The following is a 22,108-nucleotide window of genomic DNA, read 5'->3' as shown; positions in this document are numbered from 1 at the left end:
AAAAGGAGAAATATGGAAAAAGAATATCAAATAGTGACAAAAAATATACCGGATAAGAATTTGCAGAAATTAAAACATATCCGGCAGAAAAACCAGTATGGTTGTTATGAGGAGAACCTGGAAGGAATGTATACAGAAAGAGGGGTATACAGACTGTTTCGCAAATATGTTAATAAACAGGAATATCCTTTCTATCAGGACTGGAAACAGGATATGCTGAAAATGGGCATTTTACTAAAAGGCCCTAAAACAGAGCTGGCAGTAAAAAGAAAGGGTGAGCATATAGTGGAAGAAATCTGTATTACGGTGAAGACGATAGAAGATGCCTGTAACCTTGTACGGCAAGCATATAGAGATTCCGATGTATGTTTGGGAGAGCTTTTTCGAAACATAGAAATTCAAGGATTGAGCATTCAGGAAGTAGTGGAAGTATTTTCCATACTGTATCGTGAACTGGAAAATGACAGAGTCTGTCGTGTGAATGTGGAAGAAAAATTTTTCACATTTGTAGCATAGAAATTTGATGATGGCGGGGGTGTGTCGGTGACATGCCCCCTAAAAAATACCATGAACAGCCAATTACGCAATAAAAAAGGCAATTTAAACAAAGAACCTTGTGGTTTTACCGGAGCATGCTATTCTAAAAGAAAAAGGGGAGGGAATACAAATGATGAAAATTGCGATATTTTACCAGAAAGAAAGTAAGCTTTTGGATGATATACGAAAGAAGATCCGAAAGGAAGCGTGTCAGCTAGATAACATATATGCGATTTATGAATATTCTACGATAAAGGCTTTGCGCAAAGCAAATGAACAAAGTCCTATGGATATCGTGTTTTTGGAAGATACGATAGATAATTGTGGACTGACAGCCGCCAAATATATCCGGGAAACAGGACAAAAAACTTCTCTCTACTTTTTCGGAACGTCTACGAATCGGGCTTTTTATGGATATGAATATAAGGCAGCACATTATTTGACGGAAAAAGAACAGGTAGAAAGTTTAAATATCTACCAGCATTTTTTCAGAAAGTATTTTCCAAAGAAAACGATTTTCCTGTTTGATCAAAGCATGGATTCTGCATGGGCTATGTGTTTATCCGAAGTTGTTTATATTGATTTAAAAACCGGGGATATTTGTACAGAAAAAGGAGAGAAAAAATCGGGTTATATACTGACAGAGAAAGTATTGGAAACAATACGAAAAAAGACCTCTTTTCTAAACGTTTCCGGAGAATATCTTGTCAATCAGGATTTTATAATAGATGTGACTGGGCAGATGATTTACCTATATCAGAATAAAAGCATTTTATGTAAAGAAAAGGAGATGGATACGATTAAAGAGTTCCTTTGGAACATGGGACAAAAAGAGTTTTTATAAGGAAATATTATACATACAATATATAGGAAAAATGGATTGTAAAAAACTATATATTGTGTTATTATATTGTTGAATATATTTTTACAAATGGAAAAATTTGTAGTTAGTATTTCATTTTGGCAGAAGCCAAAAGCAGTATTTTAAGGAATATCCTGAGAAATAGAAAGAAAGACATGAAGAATCGTATGGTTTTTTGTGTCTTTTTTTGTATGCAGAAATGGAAAGGAGGACAAATTCAGTTTTTAAAAGCAGACATTATCGTTGTATGAAAGGAGAACTATTTTATGAAAATTATTTGTAAAAAGACAGATTTAGCAAAGGCAGTTCAGACTGTAGCAAAGGCAGTTCCTGCAAAAGCAACCACCTCTATTTTGGAGTGTCTTTTGCTCCGGGCAGAAAAAGAGGAGATTACCCTTACCGGGAATAACCTGGAATTGGGGATTGAAACAGTAATGCCGGGAAACATTGAAGAGGAAGGCAGTATTGCAATCCAGGCAAAAGTATTTGGGGAGATTGTAAGAAAACTTCCAGAGGGAGATGTCGTACTGGAAACAGGGGAAAAAGATCAGGCGACTGTACGCTGTAAGAAGACGAAGTATAATCTTTCTGTAAAGTCAGCAGAAGAGTACACCTGTATTCCCGATATGGAACGGAAGAATCATGTCACGATTTCAGAGTTTGACTTAAAAGAGGCAATCCGGCAAACGATTTTTTCAGTAGCAGATACTTCCTCAAAGAAGGCAATGACAGGAGAACTGTGGGAAATTAATGGAAAAGAACTGAAAATTGTAGCGCTGGACGGACACCGTATTTCACTTAGAAAAATCAAACTGAAAAAAGAATATGAACCGCGAAAGGTCATTGTTCCAGGAAAAACACTGGCAGAAATCATCAAGATTATTGGCGGAGATCCGGAGAAGGAAATTGCAGTTTACTTTACAGAGAACCATATTCAGTTTGAGATAGAAAATACCAGGGCAATCTCCCGGTTGATTGAGGGAGAATATTTAAAAGTGGAGCAGTTATTATCAAAAGATTATGGAACAAAAATCAAAGTTCAAAAAAAGGAATTACAGGAATGTATTGACAGAGCAAGTTTGTTATTGAAGGACGATGCAAAAAAGCCAATTATTCTAAATATTGAAGAAAATATTTTGTCATTGGAAGCAGCATCAAACATGGGCTCTATGAATGAAAGTATGTTCGTTGTAAAAGAGGGAGAGAAATTACGAATTGGGTTTAATCCAAAATTTTTATTAGAGATGCTGCGAGTGATTGATGATGAGGAAGTCTTCATGTATTTTACGAGTGCAAAAACGCCATGTACTGTAAGAGATGAAAAAGACAGTTATGTATATCTGGTTCTTCCGGTCAACCTTAGTGCCGCAGCGTAAAATGAGAGAAGAGGGTGAATAAGAAGGTATGGAAATTGTTCGAAATGGGCAGAAAATTCTGTTGACAGAGTGGGAATTATTTCAGGCGTATGAAGAACAGAAGTATTTGTACTTAAAAGAAAGCGTTCTGGAAAATATGGAAGACTGTCTTCCAAAAGAGATGTATAGCAAATTGAAAGCAAATGAAGATTACAAGGAAAGAAGCATCACTTTATTCCAAAAATATTATGAGGATTATCATATGGAATATGATGTGGCACTAAAAGAGGCAATCCGCGATTCTGCGAAAAAGTTTCTTGATGCAGAAAAAGCAGAACTTGTAGAAGAAAAAGGAAGGAACAGTAAAGGATGAAAAGAGAAAATTATATTATTACGGTAAAAAGCATTTATATACGTAATGCGGAGATGTTTTGCCCGGAAAGCATGACGGAACAGGAAATTTTGAACTTAGATGATATCGATATTTTTCAGTCCTGTGAGTTTGAAAGATACTGGAAAAATGCAGAAGTTTCTGCTTACTTATGTCAGATGGCTTGTGCAGAAGAAGAATTAAAAAGGGAACTTCAGAAAATTGCAGAATATTTCAAGATACCAGCCTGTTTTTTAGAAGCAATTCCTGTAAAAAAAGATTTGGAAGATGATATATTTCATAATAATGGAGAGAAGGAAAATGAAGAAAGCACTACTTAAAAAGATACCTGTTGTGGAAGCCGGTATTAAGGATAAACAATATATGGAACTTTGCAGACAAAACTATCTGATGAAGGTACAAAAGGCTACGGTAGCACATAAACGGACTTTAATCCTAAATCTTTATGACGCGGAAAACATTATAAAGGAGCAATATCAGCCGTTCTGTCGCATCTTTTTTTCTAATAGAGACTTTATTACATATTTTATAAAAGAAAACCGTTGGTCTATAAAAACTTTGGATATCTTGGAAGCTGAAAAGGGGAAATTTATATCTCAGATTGCGATACGAACATATAAGGAAAAAAGGAGTATTCAACAGTTTTTTCATTGTACAGATGATGCCGTAGACAGTATACAACTGATACAAATAGAACAGCAGAAAAGAAAAGCAGAAAAGTCGTTAAAAAGAAAAAAAAGAAGTATAAAAGATATAGAGTCTCTATTTCGCAGTGTGAAACCAGTGACTGGGAGATTTGAAAAATGGCTGGAATACGAGGTGTTAAAAGAAAGTCAATATATTTTCTATCAGTATTCCAGAAGAAAGATGATGGATTGCACATGTAGTCATTGTAAATCGGAATATCAATTGGAGAGATCTATACCAAGGCATAACAAAGAATATGTGTGTCCCATTTGCAAGCGGAAATCAATTTTTAAAGCAAAAGGAAAATCAGGATATTTTTCTGATTATTCAGAAGCAGTTAAAATTGAAAAAGCATCAGATAGAATCATACTACGTCATTTTGAAGTTAGAAAATCTTATGCTGCGCATGGTACGGGAGAATATACATTATCTTATCATGAAGACTATCGGGCTGTATTTCAGGAAAAATTCCATTTTTATTACCCGGTTTATAGCTGTTTGGCTCATAAGAATGTATGGAAAGAGAAATATATAGATCCGTATTTTCACTACAGATATCATTTGAATTATACGATAAAAGCATATCAGACGATAACCCAAATGCCTGGAATGGTGTATCCATATAATTTGAAAAATGTTTTTAAAGGAACTCCATTTGAGTATTGCTCTTTAGATTATTTTGTTAAACATAATCGTTCTGTAGAATTTCCGGTTGTATATTATTTGAAGACATATTTGAACTTCCCATTGCTTGAACAGTTCGTGAAGCAGAATATGTTTTATTTTGCTTTGGAATGTCTATATCACCTTCCAAGTGAGTGGAAAGAAACAAATGAAACAAATATCAGGCATCTATTGGGAATAAATTCACGTTTTTGTTCTATTCTGAGCAGGTATAATATGGGAATGAAGGAATTGGACGTTTTGAAAAAAATGGAGAAACTAAATATCCATTTGTCTGAACAGGAAATCTTTGGGTATTGTAAAATTTTTGAGAGTAATAAAGATTTTTTGGAATTACACCAGTATGCATCTATTCGGAAAATTGTGAGTTATCTGGCAAAGCAGATTGAAAAAGAAGAAAAAGGAAAGGCATATAAGTTGTCCGGTGATGTATCTGGTATCAGTCATGCAGAAATGAAATGTTATCAGACGTATATAAGAAGCTGGAAAGATTATATTGAGTGGGCAGAAAAATTGGAATATGATCTGAAAAGCCGATACGTTCTGTTTCCAAAAAATTTTAAAGATGTTCACGACAAGACTTTCCGGGAGTATCAAAAACAACAAGATAAGATGGAAAGAAAAAAACAGGCAAAAGAAAGAAGAACTGTGAACCAACTTTTGAAGAAAGATATAAAACTACTGGGGAAACAAATTCAGAATCAGGACTATATCTTAAAAGTTCCTGGAAATTATCAGGAAATCCAAAAAGAAGGACAGGCGTTAGGACATTGTGTAGGAAGTTATATCCCTCATATTGCCAATCGGGAATGTGATGTGTATTTTATCCGGAAAAAGACCGATCCGGATAAGCCCTTTTTTACGGTTGACTGGAGAAGAGGGAAGATTGTGCAATGTCAGGGGAAAGGGCGGATTCGTTATCCGCAGGAAATGGTAGAATTTGTTCATTATGCAGAAGAAAAATTAAGGCTTCTAAAAGGAGAAGAAGAAAAAAAGGCTGCATAGGAATATAAAAATTTTAAGAGAATAGAAACACAGGCAGAAGGATTAGAACATTCTTCTGCCTTTTCTTATGAAGAGAAAGGAACAGAGATATGAATGATGTATTGGAAAAATTACAACGTGTCAAAATCCAAAATAAGACCAGGCTGTCCAAAGAAGACCAGCAATTTTGTCAGATACAGCAAAAATTATATGACAGTACCAGAAATCATTTTTTAAGTATGTTTGTAGATATGGAAACACTGCACCAGCAGGAACTGACCTTTTATGGAAAGGTACAGAAATATGCAGATAGGGTGTACAAACAGAACCTGATTTGTATGGATAAAAAGAAACAAACAGAACTGATGGAAAAGGTACATAATCATTTTATCAGAACCATTATTTCCTTCTTTAACCGGAAATATGGTCTTGCCATACAGAAACATTCGTATGAACGCTATATTTCCCTGCAGGATTCTGCAGAACCCGTATTACATAAGCGGATTTCTTCTTTAACAGAAGAAGAGAAGCAAATTTATCGGGAAGAAAGGAAGAAATGCTGTAAACAGAAAGAAGAAAATCTTCATGAAGTTTTGTTTGCCAGAATTGAGTATCCGTTGATTTTGGATGATATTTTTTCTTATCTGGGCGGTTTTAGTTTTCAGGAGAAAGTGGAGCAGGAGATTAAAACAGATGCAAAAGCAGGAGTGACCTATGCAAAATATAAATTGCAAAGTAAAAAACTGTCCATTCAAAACCTGTTATGCAGCAAAACAGATCTTTGGGGAGAATACGAAATCTGTCTGGATAGTGAAAAATATAAAGCACTTTTACGGGCATTGACTTTTTTTGACTCCAGTAAAGAACAGGTTTCTATTTATGATGGCTGGCTGGAAAGATTTGTAAGTTTTTCATATAGCGGGAAAAAGGAGAAAGAAGGGATTTTTGATGAACACCCTGCGCTTGGAAAGAAAGTTGTTAAATTTAAGTATTTTAAAAATGGCAGATGGGATATTGTTTTTGTCAGTGGTGTACATGCATTGTCTTTTGCCAAAGAGTATCTCGGCTATAAGGAGGCGGCCTAATGGGAAAATACAAAAGAGATAAGGGACTTCAAATACCAATGGAGCAAAGGCAAAAATTGAATGCGAAAATTCTGTATCTAGTGGAAAACCATGAAGCAGAACTATATGGGATCACACCAGAGGATATTTTTAATGTATATATGGGAAATGGTGGGCTGCATGGACTGGACAGGAAAGACTTTCAAAATTTTCATGCTTATACAGAAGCGAAAAAAGAAGTAGAGCAGGGACAGTTTTTTACACCAGCGGAAATATGTGAATTTCTTGTTGCCTGTGTCAAACCGGAAACGGAGGATGTAATTTATGATTTGACTTATGGTAAAGGAGATTTTTTTAATTATCTTCCTACAGAAAGTAATATCTATGGAACAGAAATTGATATGAAAGCGGTGAAGATTGCCCAGTACCTCTACCCGAAGGCAAACCTGCAATATGGCGATATCCGGCAGTATTCCCCTGTTTTAAGCGGAGATATTGTGTTTGGAAATCCGCCCTTTCATCTGGAATGGGGAACAAAAGAAGCACCGGTATCTTCCCAGATGTATTACTGCAAAAAAGCATATCAGGTACTGAAAAACGGGGGTCTTTTGGTTTTGCTGGTCTCGGAAAGTTTCCTTTCAGATGATTTTTCAAATAAAGGGGATATTGAAGAAATCAATCACATGTTTAATTTGATTGTACAATTTTCTTTGCCGGCAGATGCATTCAAAGAGTATGGTGTGACATCTTTTCGGACAAAAGCAATGATTTTGCAGAAAAAGAGTCAGTATGTAACAGAAAGACCATACACTACAGAGTTGGAAGTTCTGAAGCGGCCACAGGAAATTTATCAAACTTATGTGTTACCGGTTCTTCAGGAACGAAGAAAAAATGCTGCAAATATTTATTTTGAATGTCAGAATACAGATTTAGAGGCAAAGCAGAAACAGGTATTTCAGGAAAAAACGGTGAAACTTTTGTTTGATATCAAAAGAAATCGAAATATCGCTCATAAAGCTGGACTGGCAGAAGCGATTTTGCAGAAATACCTGAAGCAGACGAAACCGGAGGAACTCTCCTGGCAGGAGTGGGAAAAAATTAAAATACAGCCGGAAGATGTTTTACGGAAATTAAAGGGGATTTTATCTTCTGCGAATAAGACATACAGGAATGAAATCCGGATTGTAAAGACAACTTATGGATTTAAAGAAAAGGATTATCGGGAAAATGGGACCGATATGAATTTGGGTTCTATCAATTCTTTTGTATTATCCAAAAGAGAAGTTCCTGGATTTGAGCAGTTCTTAAAGAAGAAACGGCGAGAATTTGCATTGCAGGAAACACCTTTTGAGAAAATGAAGCAGGATGACAAAATTGCAGAATATCTGGGAAATTGGCATGTAACAAGTCAAATGACAGGGGAGGTCAAATATCTGAATGCTGTACAGAAAAAAGAAGTGAATAAACTGTTGCAGAAACGATACGCTGCCCTACAGTTTTCTATGGGAACTGGAAAAAGCCTTTGTACACTGGCAATGGCGCAGTACAGAATGAAATATAATCCTGTCCGGAATATATTCATTGTCGGCACAGCCCTGGCAATCAATAATACATGGGAAGAAATATTGGAAGACTATCAGATTGATTTTTACCGTATTCGGAAGAGGGAGGACATAAAAAGGGTACAGAGAGGACAGATTGTGCTCTTGACTATCAATCTGCTTACGGAATTAAAAAGGGAGATGAAAAAACTGTTACGTATCCGCTGTCAGAAAGTCATGTTGATTTTTGATGAAAGTGATGCAATTACCAACGGAAGTTCAAAACGTACAAAAGCAATGCTTTCTGTTTTTCGAAAATGCAGATATAAAGTGCTGGCAACAGGAACACTGACAAGAAATAACGTGGTAGAAGCAGCACCTCAATTAGAACTGCTTTATAACAACTCCATTCATTATCTGGCAAAGAATGAATGGATCTACCGATTCAAAAACGGACAGATGGAAAAAATAGGAACTTCTTTTTGAATCAGCCATTTCCAGCTTATAAAAGAGGGTATGAACTGTTTTCTTATTCCTATTTACCAAAGAAGATTACAGTGTTTGGTCTGGAGAAGGCAAATCAGGATATTTATAATGCATCATTTTTAGATGAATTATTAGAAAAAACAGTCATAACAAAAAATTTTGAAGAAGTGGTAGGAAGGAAAATTTATAAGATTTACCAGGGAACCTGTTCTTTTAGCGAAAGGGAAAAAGAAGTGTATCGAATAGCAGTAAAAGAGTTTGATAAAATCCGCAGGAAGTATTTTGCAGCTTACGGCAATGCACGAAAGGATTCCATGTTTCGGATTTTGCAGCAACTGCTGCTCCTTCTGAAGATATGTGCAGATCCTTCTCTTGCATACGAATACGATAGCAATGAAGTACCTACGAAGGTAAAAAAAGCAATCCGTCTTTTGCAGATGTGGAAGTATGAGAAGGTTGCGATTGGAGTACGCAGAATAGAAGTGGCAGATTCCTATTACCGATATTTAAAGCAGGCATTTCCAGAAAGGCAGATCTTTTATATCACAGGGGATAAAGTTCCATGCAAGCAGCGGCAGAGGATTGTAGAAAAACTAAGAAAGACAGAAAATGGGATATTACTTTCTACGCAGCAAAGCTTGTCAGAATCTATGAATATAGATGATGTGGATAAAATTATCCTACCAGAGCTTCATTACAATCATGCGGCTATGGAACAGTATTATTTTCGGTTTATCCGGTATACGTCCAGAAATTTTAAGCAGGTGGTATTTTTAATTTATGAAAATTCCATTGAAGTGAACCTGCTAAAGATGATACTGGCGAAGGAGAAACTTAACCTGTTTATGAAAAATCAATTGCTAGAAAACGGAGAACTATATGAAAGATTCGGCATCAATCCCCAGATATTTTCCCTTTTGATGACAACCAGTGTGGACCAGGAAGGAAAACTTCAGATTCAATGGGGCGAACAGAAGATTAGTTAGTATTTTCTTATTTGACAACAGATATAGATAATCGTAGTTTTATAATAGAATTTTTATTTGAAGAAATTCAAATATATTACAGATTTGCTCTGCTAATGACAGAGTATCATAATTTTGGAATTGTTATTCCTATAATTCTTTAGAAAGACATCAAACAGATTTAGTTTTGGTGTCTTTTTCTTAAATTTTTCTCAAAATGAATCCAACAGTTGCAAGAACAAATCCTAAATAGCTGAAATTATAGTTCATAGAATGGCATACAAAGCTTCGAACTTTTGTGTGCTCTTTTGTGAAGTGAGTTTAAGAAACTAGAAACAGGATACATAGATGTCATTTAAATTGGGAAGGAGGTGGAATATGGCAGATATGGAGGTTACCAAAAAAGTATATAGCGCGGATGAAATACAAGTGATTTTAGGAATTGGAAGGAGTAAGGTATATGAATTTCTGGATTCTGTAAATAAAAAGCAGGAACCGTTTCGGGTTATAAAAATAGGAAGAATATATCGGGTGCCTAAGGATTCTTTTGATAGATGGATGAATGGAGAAACTATATAGAGCAGAGGTGAAAGAATGGTTAAGAAAGTAAAAAAATATCCACATGCATTTTTTGAGAGAAATACCTGGAATCATAGAACAAAAAAATTATTGCCGGATTATACAATCAAATATGGGAAAAAGGGTGGATTTGAAACAGCTGAAGAAGCAGAAAAAGCGTATCAGGAACATATAAAAGAATTTGATAGGAAGATGAATATGACCTTTTTAGAAGTGGATAAAGAGGTAACATTAAAAAACTTCTTACTTTATTGGTATGTGAGTATCTTTTCCGAAAGAGTACAGTCAACTACCCGATATTTAGTATCCTATGTGCTATATGGAATGCTATTACCTAATATAGATGAAAAAATAAAATTGAAGTTTGTCAGCACAGATTATTTGAATGAGTTATTGGATAAAGTGGCAAAATACTGTAAATCGGCAGGATTCAAAAGCAGGGAAACATTATATATTGCAATGAAAGATGCACAGTTTCTTCGTTTAATAAATAATAATCCAGTAAAAGCAACGAAAACATATCCAAGACCCAAAAGAAAGATTACCGTTTTAAATAAAAGTCAGACAAGATGCTTTTTGACAGCCGCAAAAGAAAGAAATTGGTTTTTAGAGATTATTTTGGGGTTATATTGTGGCCTGAGAAAAGGGGAAATATTAGGACTGAAATTTGACGATTTTGATTTTGAAGAAAGAACGGTCACAGTTCAAAGACAGTTGGTAGCTGATATAGAAACCAAGGAGGGAACTTATGAAATTATAAAGTATCAGAGTATTTTACGTGATCCAAAAAGCGAAAGTGGAAAACGCAGATTAAAAGTGCCCGAAATTATATTGGTGGAAGTCGAACGCAGAAAAGATAGAATTCAATTACTGAAGGAAAGAATGGGAGAAGACTTTCAAGATCAGAATTTTATTTCTTGTCAGAAAAATGGAAATCCAAGAGGGTTGTGTTCTTTAAATACAGAAATCAGGAGACTATGTGAAAGAAATGGATTGCCACATATTACAGTGCATGGATTAAGACATATGTATGCTACAATTCTAGCTGAGAGAGGAGTGCCTTTAACGAAAATATCAGCATTGCTGGGGCATCATTCCGTACATACAACATTTGAATTTTACCTGGAAGTAATTGAGGGTGGAAATCAGATTACAGATTTTTTGAATAAGGAATTTCTAGCAGAGGAGGCAGCGTATGGATCTAAATAAAATAAAACTCAGAGCGTATGTAGATTATCGTGTTGGCAATGTGATAAAAATTAAAGGAAAGTTTGGATTTCGTGTAACTGTGATATTTGATGATATGGAAGAAAAGGAATCCCAACATTCTGGTTTTGCAAAGAAAGAAGAGGCAGAAAAAGAAAGAAATCATGTGATTGCTCAATTACACGATAAGAAATATGTTGTTTATAAAAATATAAAAGTGGAAGAGCTACTGACGTATTGGTTGGAAAATATTATAAGAAGCAAGGAAGGTGTAAGTGCTTGTACTTACAATACTTATAAAAATTGTATTGAAAAGCACATTATTCCAGAATTGGGAAAATTAACTTTAGTAAAGTTAAATCAGGGGCACATTTCAAAATTGTATAAAAAGTTGGTTGAAAAATATAGTTCCATTCCAAGAATAGCTAAGCCGATTTTGAATACCTCATTAGAATTTGCACTTTCTAAAAATTTGATTACATATAATCCGGCGGAGGGATTAAATCTTCCTAAAGGTGCGAAAAAGGTTCCATACCATGAAATCGTAATTGATGAATCAAAAACGTACGCGTTGGAGCAGGTAAAGCATTTAATAAAAGTAGCAAAAGATACACGTATTTATCTGTATATATTATTTGCACTCTTAATGGGATTAAGGAAAAGTGAAATCAGTGGAATAAAGTACACAGATATAGATTATGAAAATCGCACATTAAAAATAGAACGGCAATTAGGAAGAAGTTTAGAGGTAGACGAAAATGAAATAGCACCAAAGACACGAACAAAGCAGGAAATTGATGTGAAGACACCTGCAAGTAATCGTGTGGAGAAAATTCCTAATTTTTTATTTAGCGAAATACTAGAAGAAAGGAAAAAATATGAGAAAAACCGAAGCAGGAGACAGCATGGAAGATGGGTATTTCAAGATATGGATTACATTTGTTGTTCTAGTTATGGAAGACCAAGATCTACCACATACATATATACCCATTATAAAAAATTAATAGAAGAAGCAGGATTGCCATATATACGATTTCATGATTTACGTCATACGTATACCACATTATTAATGAAGAATGATATCAATCAAAAGGCAATAGCAGCGTCGTTAGGACATTCCAAATCGATTATTACATTTGATGTCTATACAGACAAGCAGGCATTAATAGAAGGAGGGGTAGAGGAGATTGATGCATTTATAGATGAAGTGCATCCATATGATAGTGAAGATATTCAAATACTAAAAGAAAAATATGGAAAGAAAGTTCTGCATAGATTGGCTTAATCTATATGGGAAATCAATAGAAAAGGGTATACTGCAGGTTATTTGCTGTATGCTCTTTTTTTTACGGGAAAGAGAAAAGTAGATAGTAGAAAAATTCTTTTATTGACGAAATACACAAGAACAGATATACTAAAATTGAACGTATGTTCGTGCATAAGAATACAATATATGGAATAAAAATGCAGAAAAATATCAGTAATGCTGTTCTGTGTGCTTAGGTATTATGATTGACTAATAGGTCTTTATAGTTTTGAAAAGGGATAAATTGTGGTATACTGTAGTATCAAATCATGGAGGATAGTACGAGGTGTTGCGAACCGGAAAATATCCACTTGGGTGACCAAATTCGTACATTGGCGTTTTTTTACCTATTTTTCAGCAAAATTGGAACGTATTTTTCACCTGACATGTACGAATTTTCGGGTTAATAATGAAAATAGTAAGGAGGTTTTTGACTATGGATCACTTCGAACTGGTATCAGAATATGCTCCTACAGGAGATCAACCGCAGGCTATCGAACAGCTTGTGAAAGGTTTCCAGGAAGGCAACCAATGCCAGACTTTACTAGGGGTTACGGGGTCTGGCAAGACTTTTACAATGGCAAATGTTATCAAGGAATTAAATAGGCCAACACTCATTATTGCACATAATAAAACGCTGGCTGCACAGCTTTATAGCGAATTCAAAGAATTCTTTCCGAATAATGCAGTTGAGTATTTTGTCTCCTATTATGACTATTACCAACCGGAAGCATATGTTCCGTCATCTGACACTTATATTGCGAAGGATTCATCCATCAATGATGAGATTGATAAGCTGCGCCATTCGGCAACGGCAGCACTTTCTGAGCGACGGGATGTGATTATTGTGGCGAGTGTATCCTGCATTTATGGATTAGGTTCGCCAATTGATTATCAGGAGATGGTAATTTCACTACGCCCTGGGATGATAAAAGATCGGGATGAGGTTGTTGCGAAGTTGATTGAGATACAGTATGATCGCAATGATATGGATTTTAAACGCGGGACATTTCGGGTAAGAGGAGATGTGCTGGAGATCTTTCCGGCAGTTTCGGAAGATTATGCAATTCGTGTGGAATTTTTCGGGGATGAAGTGGAGAGAATAACAGAGATTGATGTTTTGACGGGCGAGATTAAAAATGCGTTGAAGCATGTAGCGATTTTCCCAGCATCGCATTATGTTGTGTCAAAGGAAGCGCTGGATCGAGCAACAAAGGCGATTGAGGAAGAATTGGAAGAAAGAGTCCGATATTTTAAAGGAGAAGACAAGCTTTTGGAAGCGCAGCGTATTGCAGAGCGGACGAATTTCGATATTGAGATGATGCGAGAGACGGGATTTTGTTCGGGAATAGAGAATTATTCAAGGCATTTGACAGGACTGGCGCCGGGGCAGCCGCCGCACACATTGATTGACTATTTTCCGGATGATTTTTTGATTATGATTGATGAATCGCACAAGACCATTCCTCAGATTGGTGGAATGTACATGGGTGACCAGTCTAGAAAGTCCACTCTTGTAGATTATGGATTCCGTTTGCCGTCAGCAAAGGACAACAGACCGCTTAATTTTGAAGAATTTGAAAGTAAGGTAAATCAGATGTTGTTTGTATCTGCGACGCCGGGAGAATATGAAGAAAAGAATGAACTTTTGCGTGTGGATCAGATTATCCGACCGACAGGTCTTCTTGATCCGGAGGTTGAAGTGCGTCCGGTGGAAGGACAGATCGACGATCTGGTCGGTGAAGTGAACAAGGAGATTGCAAAGAAAAATAAGATTCTTATTACAACGTTGACAAAACGAATGGCAGAAGATTTGACAGATTATATGCGTGAACTTGGTATACGGGTGAAATATCTTCATTCAGATATTGATACGTTAGAGCGGACAGAAATTATTCGGGATATGCGTCTCGATGTATTTGATGTGCTTGTCGGAATCAATCTGTTGCGTGAGGGGCTTGATATTCCTGAGATTACATTGGTTGCAATTTTAGATGCCGATAAGGAAGGATTCCTGCGTTCGGAGACTTCGCTTATTCAGACGATTGGGCGAGCTGCCCGTAATGCGGATGGTCATGTTATCATGTATGCGGATCATGTGACAGAGTCGATGGAAAAAGCGATTCAAGAGACAGAACGAAGAAGAAAGATACAGATGGCATACAATGAGGAACATGGAATTACACCTCAGACTGTTAAAAAGTCAGTGCGAGATCTGATCAGTATTTCTAAGAAGGTAGCGGCGGAGGAATTGCGTCTTGAAAAAGATCCGGAGTCAATGAGTGAAAAAGAATTGGAAAAACTGATAAAAGATGTTACAAAGCAGATGAAGAAAGCAGCGGCAGAATTGAATTTCGAGGCGGCAGCAGAGTTGCGCGACAAATTGATTGAGCTGAAAAAGCAGTTACAGGATATGGAAGGTTAGGAGTATACGATGGCAAAACAATATATAAAAATACGGGGTGCCAATGAGCACAATTTGAAAAATATAGATTTGGATATTCCGAGAAATGAACTTGTTGTGTTGACGGGCCTAAGTGGATCGGGGAAGTCATCCTTAGCATTTGACACAATCTATGCAGAAGGACAGAGAAGGTATATGGAATCGCTGTCTTCTTATGCGAGACAGTTCCTTGGCCAGATGGAGAAACCGAATGTAGAAAGTATTGAGGGGCTTTCACCGGCGATTTCTATTGATCAGAAATCAACGAATCGAAATCCACGTTCTACAGTTGGAACGGTGACAGAAATTTACGATTATTTTCGTCTGCTCTATGCAAGAATAGGGATCCCACACTGTCCGAAATGTGGGAAGGAGATAAAAAAGCAGACGGTGGACCAGATGGTGGATCAGATTATGGAGCTTCCGGAGGGAACAAAGATCCAGCTTCTTGCGCCGGTTGTGAGAGGACGAAAAGGAAGGCATGAAAAGTTGCTGGAAAAGGCAAAGAAAAGCGGTTATGTACGTGTGCGCATTGATGGAAATTTATATGAATTGTCAGAAGAAATTTCTCTGGACAAAAATATTAAGCATAATATAGAGATTATCGTGGACAGACTTGTTGTAAGAGAAGGCATTCAAAAGAGATTGACGGATTCAATTGAAAGTGTACTGGCATTGGCGGAGGGACTTTTGGTTGTGGACGTGATTGGCGGAGAACCTTTGAATTTTAGCCAAAGTTTTTCGTGCCCGGATTGTGGAATCAGTATCGAAGAGATTGAACCGAGAAGTTTTTCTTTTAATAATCCATTTGGGGCATGTCCGGTTTGCTTTGGACTGGGATACAAGATGGAGTTTGATGTAGATTTGATGATCCCGGATCAATCGTTAAGTATAGATGAAGGCGCTATCGTAGTGATGGGATGGCAGTCTTGTACAGACAAAGGAAGTTACACAAGAGCAATATTAAAAGCTCTTTGTAAAGAATATAATTTCTCGTTGGATACGCCGTTCCAAGATTATCCGCAGGAAGTCAAAGATATTTTGATTCATGGAACCAATGGACGAGAAGTGAAGGTGTATTATAAAGGGCAGCGCGGAGAAGGTATTTATGATGTTGCATTCGAAGGAATTATAAAAAATGTAGAGAGAAGATATCGTGAAACAGGCTCAGAGACGATGAAGGCGGAATATGAGAGTTTTATGCGGATTACGCCTTGTCATGAATGTGGCGGACAGAGATTGAAAAAGAGCGCGTTGGCAGTTGCAGTGGGAGATAAAAATATTGCGGAAGTCACGTCGCTTTCTATTGAAAAACTTCAGCAGTTTTTGGAAGGATTAGAGCTCACAAAGACGCAGGAGTTAATCGGTGGACAGATTTTAAAAGAAATCAAAGCGCGTATTGGATTTTTGATGGATGTAGGATTGGATTATCTGACACTTGCCAGAGCAACAGGAAGTCTTTCGGGAGGAGAGGCTCAGCGTATCCGTCTGGCAACACAGATTGGTTCAGGTCTGGTTGGAGTGGCTTATATTCTGGATGAGCCAAGTATCGGACTTCACCAGCGAGATAATGATAAACTATTGAAGACATTGAAACATCTACGTGATCTGGGAAACAGTTTGATTGTAGTAGAGCATGATGAAGATACGATGCTGGAAGCGGACTATATTGTGGATATTGGTCCGGGAGCGGGCGAACATGGTGGAGAAGTTGTTGCAGCAGGTACTGCAAAAGAGATTATGCGGAATAAGAAGTCTGTTACTGGTGCATACCTGAGTGGACGCATGCAGATTCCGGTACCGGATGTGCGCAAAGAACCGAAAGGCTGGCTGAAAGTAATTGGGGCAGCAGAAAATAATTTAAAGAATATTGATGTTTCATTTCCGGTTGGTGTAATGACGTGCGTGACTGGAGTTTCTGGTTCAGGAAAAAGTTCTTTAGTAAATGAAATTGTTTACAAAAGACTTTCTAAGGATCTTAACAGAGCGAGAACAATTCCAGGGAAACATAAGAGGATAGAAGGAATTGAACAGTTTGACAAAGTCATTGACATTGATCAGTCGCCGATTGGAAGAACTCCTAGATCGAATCCGGCAACGTATACAGGAGTTTTTGATTTAATCCGCGATCTCTTTGCGGCAACTGCGGATGCAAAGGCGAGAGGATACAAAAAAGGAAGATTTAGTTTTAATGTCAAAGGCGGAAGATGTGAGGCTTGTTCAGGAGATGGGATTTTAAAGATTGAAATGCATTTTCTTCCAGATGTATATGTTCCGTGTGAAGTCTGTGATGGAAAGCGATATAACAGAGAGACGTTAGAAGTAAAATACAAAGGAAAGAGCATTTATGATGTGCTGAATATGACTGTGGAGGAGGCGCTTCATTTCTTTGAGAATGTTCCTAGCATTCGAAGAAAGATGGAGACCCTGTATGATGTTGGACTTTCCTACATTCGATTAGGTCAGCCGTCCACTACACTTTCTGGCGGTGAGGCACAGAGAATTAAATTGGCAACCGAATTGAGTAAGAGAAGCACAGGGAGAACAGTTTATATTTTAGATGAACCGACAACAGGGCTTCATTTTGCGGATGTGCACAAATTGACAGAAATTTTACATCGTCTGTCAGCAGATGGAAATACCGTAATTGTGATCGAACATAATTTAGATGTGATCAAGACTGCGGACTATATTATCGACATAGGACCAGAGGGTGGAGACAAAGGGGGAACCGTTGTGGCAACGGGAACTCCTGAGGAGATTGTTGCCAATCCGGCATCGCATACAGGCAAATATATTGATGCAATCCTTAAAAAAAGTTTAAATTAAAAAAAACTCTTTGCATTTATTGGAATTTTTATTATAATAGGTAAGGTATATGTATAATAACGAAAGATGATAGAATAGATAAGTGCAGTGAAAGGAGAAATCAGATGTCAGTTGATATCGGAATTGATTTAGGAACCGCCAGTGTTCTCGTATATGTAAAAGGAAAAGGTGTTGTATTGAAAGAACCTTCCGTAGTCGCTTTTGACAGAGATACCAATGCGATCAAGGCGATTGGAGAAGAAGCGAGACTGATGCTTGGAAGAACACCGGGAAATATTATAGCTGTAAGACCGCTTAGACAGGGAGTTATTTCAGACTATACAGTGACAGAAAAGATGATTAAGTACTTCGTACAGAAAGCGGTAGGAAAGAGAACTTTTAAGAAGCCGCGTATCAGTATTTGTGTGCCGAGCGGTGTTACAGAAGTAGAAAAGAAGGCAGTGGAAGAAGCGACTTTTGCAGCTGGTGCAAGAGAGGTACATTTGATTGAAGAGCCGGTTGCAGCGGCAATTGGAGCAGGAATTGATATTGCAAAGCCATGTGGAAACATGATTGTAGATATCGGTGGAGGAACTGCAGATATTGCGGTTATCTCACTTGGAGGAACAGTAGTAAATACATCAATTAAAATTGCAGGCGATGATTTTGACGAAGCAATTGTAAGATTTATGCGTAAAAAGCATAATCTATTGATCGGAGAGCGTACTGCGGAAGATATCAAGATTAAAATCGGGACAACTTATCCATTGGTGGAAGAAGAGACGATGGAAGTGCGTGGACGTAATCTTGTGACAGGTCTTCCAAAGACTGTGACAGTGACATCTTCAGAGACAGAAGAAGCTTTGAAAGAGACAACAAGTCAGATTGTGGAAGCTGTTATTGCGGTATTGGAAAGAACACCACCGGAATTATCAGCGGATATTTTGGATCGAGGAATTGTTCTGACCGGAGGAGGAGCTCTCCTTCGTGGATTGGAAGAGTTGATCGAGGAAAAGACAGGAATCAACACGATGACTGCCGAAGATCCGATGAAAGTTGTTGCGGTTGGAACCGGTCAGTTTGTAGAATTTATGAGTGGAAGAAAAGAAGCGTAAGTGTGTAGAGTGATTGAGGGCTGTCTCTTGAAGAGACGGCTCTTGTCGTCTGGCGGCAAAATAATTTTGCTCGGAGAATATGGAGGATGGGGTTTTGGAAGTCATAAAGGGATATGTAGAACATATCGTATTCCGAAATGAAGAGAATGGCTATACGGTGTTTCATTTAACAAATAAAGATGGAGAGCTTACATGTGTCGGGACTTTTCCCTATATTAGTGAGGGTGAGATGCTGGAAGTGTCCGGGGAATATACGAATCACAATGTGTATGGCATGCAGCTGCAAGTGATTTCACATGAAGTGAAAGAGCCAGAGGATTTGATATCAATTGAACGATATTTGGGATCTGGTGCGATCAAGGGGCTTGGAGCTGCGCTTGCAGGGAGAATTGTACGCAAATTTAAAGACGATACATTTCGTATTATTGAAGAAGAACCAGAGCGTCTTGCGGAAGTAAAAGGAATCAGTGAACGGAAAGCACGTGAGATTTCAGAGCAGGTGGAAGAGAAGAAGGATATGCGAAAAGCAATGATTTATCTTCAAAAATATGGGATATCGCTTGCTTTGTCAGCCAAAATCTATGAGCATTATGGTCAGAGTGTTTATCGTGTGATGGAGGAGAATCCGTATCAGATTGCAGACCATGTTCAGGGCGTTGGTTTTAAAACAGCAGACGAGATTGCATCGAAAGTAGGAATTCATACAGATTCCGATTTCAGGATACGAAGTGGGATTTTTTATGTGCTGCTGCAGAGTGTGACAGACGGACATGTCTATCTTCCACAGGAAGAGCTGCTCAGGCGAACGATGCAGCTTTTGGAAGTCGAGATCTGTGATATACAGAAGTATCTCATGGACTTAGCGATGGAAAAGAAAGTTGTTCTAAAAGAGAAAGAAGATGGAATCCGGGTGTATCCGGCGCACTACTATTATTTAGAGTTAAATACGGCAAAGATGCTTCACGATTTGAATGTTTCTTACGATATTGCGGAGGATGCGATTGAAAAGAGACTCCGGCAAATTGAGGAAGATGCAGAACTTTCATTGGACGAACTTCAGCGGACGGCAGTGAAAGAAGCTGTGAGGAATGGAGTGCTGGTTCTGACAGGAGGACCTGGAACCGGAAAGACAACAACAATCAATGCGATGATTCATTTTTTTGAGAGCGAAGGTATGGATATTTTTCTGGCGGCACCGACAGGGCGAGCTGCAAAACGTATGACGGAGGCGACCGGGTGCGAGGCGAGGACAATTCACCGGATGCTTGAATTGGCATACGCGCCAGGAAATGACGATAATCGTATGGAATTTGCGAGAAATCAAGAGAATCCGCTGGAGACAGATGTTATCATTATCGATGAGATGTCGATGGTGGATCTGCCGTTAATGCATGTGCTGCTCAATGCGGTTATGGTTGGGACAAGACTGATTCTTGTGGGAGACCAGGATCAGCTTCCTTCTGTAGGGGCGGGAAGTGTTTTGAAAGATTTAATCAAATCAGAATGTTTTCCTGTTATTACATTGACAAAGATTTTCCGTCAGGCAGAACAAAGTGACATTGTGGTGAATGCTCATAAGATCAATCGGGGTGAAGAGGTCATTTTAGATAATAAGAGCAGAGACTTTTTCTTTTTAAAAAGACAGGATGCCAACACGATCATCAGTGTTGTGATTGCGCTGATTCAAAAGAAATTACCGAAATATGTGGGGGCAGATCCGTTTGATATACAGGTTTTAACTCCGATGCGGAAAGGGCTTTTGGGTGTGGAACGGCTGAATACGATTTTGCAGCAGTATCTGAATCCGCCCGATAAAAGTAAAGAAGAAAAAGAATATGGAGATAAGCTTTTTCGTGTTGGTGACAAAGTAATGCAGATAAAAAATAATTATCAGCTGGAATGGGAGATTGCAACGAAATACGGTCTTGTCGTAGATAAAGGAATCGGCGTATTCAATGGAGATATCGGAAGAATTACATCAATTAATTCTTATACGGAGACGGTAGAAGTCGAATATGAGGAAAAAAAGAAAGTAAATTATCCATTTCAGTTATTAGACGAGTTGGAGTTGGCATATGCTATCACCATACATAAATCGCAGGGAAGTGAGTACCCTGCGGTTGTGATTCCGCTTCTGCAGGGACCACGGCAGCTTTATCACCGAAATTTGATCTATACGGCGGTGACGAGAGCTAAAAAATGTGTAACACTTGTTGGAAGCGATGTGACATTTCAAGAGATGATTCGAAATGCAAATGAGCAGAACAGATATACAAGTCTGGCGGAATGCATACAGGATTTTTAGACGATAACCAGGAGATGTGTCAAGAGTCCGTAAAATAATGAACATTTGGAAAAAGATTTTGGGGATAATTTATCCGAAAACATGCTGCTTTTGTGGAAAAGTCAGCGACAAGGAATTGTGCAAGGATTGTGCAGAAAAGGTAGTTTATATAACGGAGCCGAGATGCAAAAAGTGCGGTAAACCGGTTCGCTATGCTGAACAAGAATATTGTTATGACTGTCAGAAAAATGTGCATGCATATGATCAAGGAAGAAGTATCTGGATACACAAGATGCCGGTCAGTATGTCGATATATCAGTTCAAATATAAAAACAGACGTATTTACGGAGAGTTTTATGCGAAAGAGATGATTCGAATCTATGGCAGACTGATACGGGAGTGGGAGATAGAGGTGATTGTTCCGATTCCGCTGCATCGTAAGAAAAAGAGATTTCGTGGATATAATCAGGCGGAGATTGTAGCAAAGCATCTTGGAGAGATGATGGGAATTCCGGTTGACAGCAGATCTGTAATACGCAGCAGATACACGAGACCGCAAAAAGAACTGAACGATAAGGAACGAAAACAAAATTTAAAGCACGCATTTTCAGTTACAGGTCAATGGAAGAACTACAAAACGGTGTTGGTCATTGACGATATTTATACGACAGGAAGCACAATTGATACAGTGGCAGAGGAATTGAAAAGCAGAGGTGTTCAAAAAGTGTGTTTTTTGACTATAAGTATTGGACAAGGATACTGAATAATGCTATACTGAAACTAATGTCTTGAGGGGAAAACAAGTTTAGAG

17 protein-coding genes are annotated in these 22,108 nt (G+C 37.8%); all 17 read left to right on the top strand.

Annotation, left to right across the window (positions count from 1 at the left end; all coding sequences use genetic code 11):
* The first annotated feature begins 12 nt into the window (after positions 1–12).
* The 17 genes from AC6I5B_RS13495 (at position 13) to AC6I5B_RS13415 (ending at position 22,060) form a co-directional block, all read left to right on the top strand.
* On the top strand, positions 13–516 hold the full coding sequence (locus AC6I5B_RS13495; RefSeq protein WP_111919579.1) for a hypothetical protein: 504 nt from the start codon (positions 13–15) through the stop codon (positions 514–516).
* Positions 517–667: 151 nt separating this feature from the next.
* Entirely contained in the window at positions 668–1,381 is a 714-nt protein-coding gene (locus tag AC6I5B_RS13490; protein WP_118145129.1) for a hypothetical protein, read from the top strand.
* Between the two features lie 284 nt (positions 1,382–1,665).
* Positions 1,666–2,775, top strand: a complete 1,110-nt coding sequence (dnaN, locus tag AC6I5B_RS13485; protein WP_021740637.1) for a DNA polymerase III subunit beta — start codon at positions 1,666–1,668, stop codon at positions 2,773–2,775.
* A gap of 28 nt (positions 2,776–2,803) precedes the next feature.
* Entirely contained in the window at positions 2,804–3,127 is a 324-nt protein-coding gene (locus AC6I5B_RS13480; protein ID WP_021740638.1) for a hypothetical protein, read from the top strand.
* Positions 3,124–3,465: a hypothetical protein gene (locus tag AC6I5B_RS13475; RefSeq protein ID WP_021740639.1), complete on the top strand. Its 342-nt coding sequence runs from the start codon at positions 3,124–3,126 to the stop codon at positions 3,463–3,465. Before AC6I5B_RS13480 ends, AC6I5B_RS13475 begins: the two co-directional genes overlap by 4 nt.
* The gene (locus AC6I5B_RS13470) at positions 3,446–5,521 is read left to right on the top strand and encodes a PcfJ domain-containing protein (protein ID WP_497773396.1); all 2,076 of its coding nucleotides are present in this window, start codon (positions 3,446–3,448) and stop codon (positions 5,519–5,521) included. The genes AC6I5B_RS13475 and AC6I5B_RS13470 overlap by 20 nt, the downstream gene beginning before the upstream one ends.
* Positions 5,522–5,610: 89 nt before the next feature.
* Positions 5,611–6,585, top strand: coding sequence for a hypothetical protein (locus AC6I5B_RS13465; protein ID WP_118262647.1), 975 nt, complete (start codon positions 5,611–5,613; stop codon positions 6,583–6,585).
* A complete protein-coding gene (locus AC6I5B_RS13460) occupies positions 6,585–8,591 on the top strand; it encodes an N-6 DNA methylase (RefSeq protein ID WP_497773395.1) in 2,007 nt (668 codons plus the stop codon). The genes AC6I5B_RS13465 and AC6I5B_RS13460 overlap by 1 nt, the downstream gene beginning before the upstream one ends.
* Positions 8,588–9,577, top strand: a complete 990-nt coding sequence (locus tag AC6I5B_RS13455) for a helicase-related protein (protein WP_497773394.1) — start codon at positions 8,588–8,590, stop codon at positions 9,575–9,577. Before AC6I5B_RS13460 ends, AC6I5B_RS13455 begins: the two co-directional genes overlap by 4 nt.
* Before the next feature lie 357 nt (positions 9,578–9,934).
* Positions 9,935–10,135, top strand: a complete 201-nt coding sequence (locus AC6I5B_RS13450; protein WP_044964841.1) for a helix-turn-helix domain-containing protein — start codon at positions 9,935–9,937, stop codon at positions 10,133–10,135.
* A 15-nt stretch (positions 10,136–10,150) separates the two neighbouring features.
* Complete coding sequence (locus AC6I5B_RS13445; protein WP_270743938.1) at positions 10,151–11,344, top strand: site-specific integrase; 1,194 nt, start codon at positions 10,151–10,153, stop codon at positions 11,342–11,344.
* Positions 11,331–12,626: a tyrosine-type recombinase/integrase gene (locus tag AC6I5B_RS13440; protein WP_021740645.1), complete on the top strand. Its 1,296-nt coding sequence runs from the start codon at positions 11,331–11,333 to the stop codon at positions 12,624–12,626. Before AC6I5B_RS13445 ends, AC6I5B_RS13440 begins: the two co-directional genes overlap by 14 nt.
* Before the next feature lie 457 nt (positions 12,627–13,083).
* Complete coding sequence (gene uvrB / locus AC6I5B_RS13435; protein ID WP_497773393.1) at positions 13,084–15,072, top strand: excinuclease ABC subunit UvrB; 1,989 nt, start codon at positions 13,084–13,086, stop codon at positions 15,070–15,072.
* A gap of 9 nt (positions 15,073–15,081) precedes the next feature.
* Positions 15,082–17,919 carry an excinuclease ABC subunit UvrA gene (gene uvrA / locus AC6I5B_RS13430; protein ID WP_004611181.1) on the top strand — a complete coding sequence of 946 codons (2,838 nt, stop codon included), beginning with the start codon at positions 15,082–15,084 and terminating at the stop codon, positions 17,917–17,919.
* Positions 17,920–18,023: 104 nt separating this feature from the next.
* Positions 18,024–19,013 (top strand): rod shape-determining protein, encoded by a 990-nt coding sequence (locus AC6I5B_RS13425; protein WP_004611180.1) that lies wholly within the window; start codon positions 18,024–18,026, stop codon positions 19,011–19,013.
* Positions 19,014–19,107: 94 nt separating this feature from the next.
* Entirely contained in the window at positions 19,108–21,318 is a 2,211-nt protein-coding gene (recD2, locus tag AC6I5B_RS13420; RefSeq protein ID WP_022251096.1) for an SF1B family DNA helicase RecD2, read from the top strand.
* Between the two features lie 37 nt (positions 21,319–21,355).
* Positions 21,356–22,060 carry a ComF family protein gene (locus tag AC6I5B_RS13415; RefSeq protein WP_004611178.1) on the top strand — a complete coding sequence of 235 codons (705 nt, stop codon included), beginning with the start codon at positions 21,356–21,358 and terminating at the stop codon, positions 22,058–22,060.
* Positions 22,061–22,108 lie beyond the last annotated feature (48 nt).

The sequence above is a fragment of the Faecalimonas nexilis genome (genome assembly GCF_059731825.1).
Note: the sequence above shows the minus strand (reverse complement) of the source record. Positions and strands in the feature narration are given on the sequence as shown.

Bases quoted from the DNA above. Each gene is read 5' to 3' on its own strand.
- uvrA (WP_004611181.1), top strand. From the start codon at position 15,082: ATGGCAAAACAATATATAAAAATACGGGGTGCCAATGAGCACAATTTG.
- uvrB (WP_497773393.1), top strand. From the start codon at position 13,084: ATGGATCACTTCGAACTGGTATCAGAATATGCTCCTACAGGAGATCAA.
- AC6I5B_RS13470 (WP_497773396.1), top strand. From the start codon at position 3,446: ATGAAGAAAGCACTACTTAAAAAGATACCTGTTGTGGAAGCCGGTATT.
- AC6I5B_RS13465 (WP_118262647.1), top strand. From the start codon at position 5,611: ATGAATGATGTATTGGAAAAATTACAACGTGTCAAAATCCAAAATAAG.
- AC6I5B_RS13445 (WP_270743938.1), top strand. From the start codon at position 10,151: ATGGTTAAGAAAGTAAAAAAATATCCACATGCATTTTTTGAGAGAAAT.
- AC6I5B_RS13450 (WP_044964841.1), top strand. From the start codon at position 9,935: ATGGCAGATATGGAGGTTACCAAAAAAGTATATAGCGCGGATGAAATA.
- AC6I5B_RS13460 (WP_497773395.1), top strand. From the start codon at position 6,585: ATGGGAAAATACAAAAGAGATAAGGGACTTCAAATACCAATGGAGCAA.
- dnaN (WP_021740637.1), top strand. From the start codon at position 1,666: ATGAAAATTATTTGTAAAAAGACAGATTTAGCAAAGGCAGTTCAGACT.
- AC6I5B_RS13495 (WP_111919579.1), top strand. From the start codon at position 13: ATGGAAAAAGAATATCAAATAGTGACAAAAAATATACCGGATAAGAAT.
- AC6I5B_RS13490 (WP_118145129.1), top strand. From the start codon at position 668: ATGATGAAAATTGCGATATTTTACCAGAAAGAAAGTAAGCTTTTGGAT.
- AC6I5B_RS13475 (WP_021740639.1), top strand. From the start codon at position 3,124: ATGAAAAGAGAAAATTATATTATTACGGTAAAAAGCATTTATATACGT.
- AC6I5B_RS13415 (WP_004611178.1), top strand. From the start codon at position 21,356: ATGAACATTTGGAAAAAGATTTTGGGGATAATTTATCCGAAAACATGC.
- AC6I5B_RS13440 (WP_021740645.1), top strand. From the start codon at position 11,331: ATGGATCTAAATAAAATAAAACTCAGAGCGTATGTAGATTATCGTGTT.
- AC6I5B_RS13480 (WP_021740638.1), top strand. From the start codon at position 2,804: ATGGAAATTGTTCGAAATGGGCAGAAAATTCTGTTGACAGAGTGGGAA.
- AC6I5B_RS13425 (WP_004611180.1), top strand. From the start codon at position 18,024: ATGTCAGTTGATATCGGAATTGATTTAGGAACCGCCAGTGTTCTCGTA.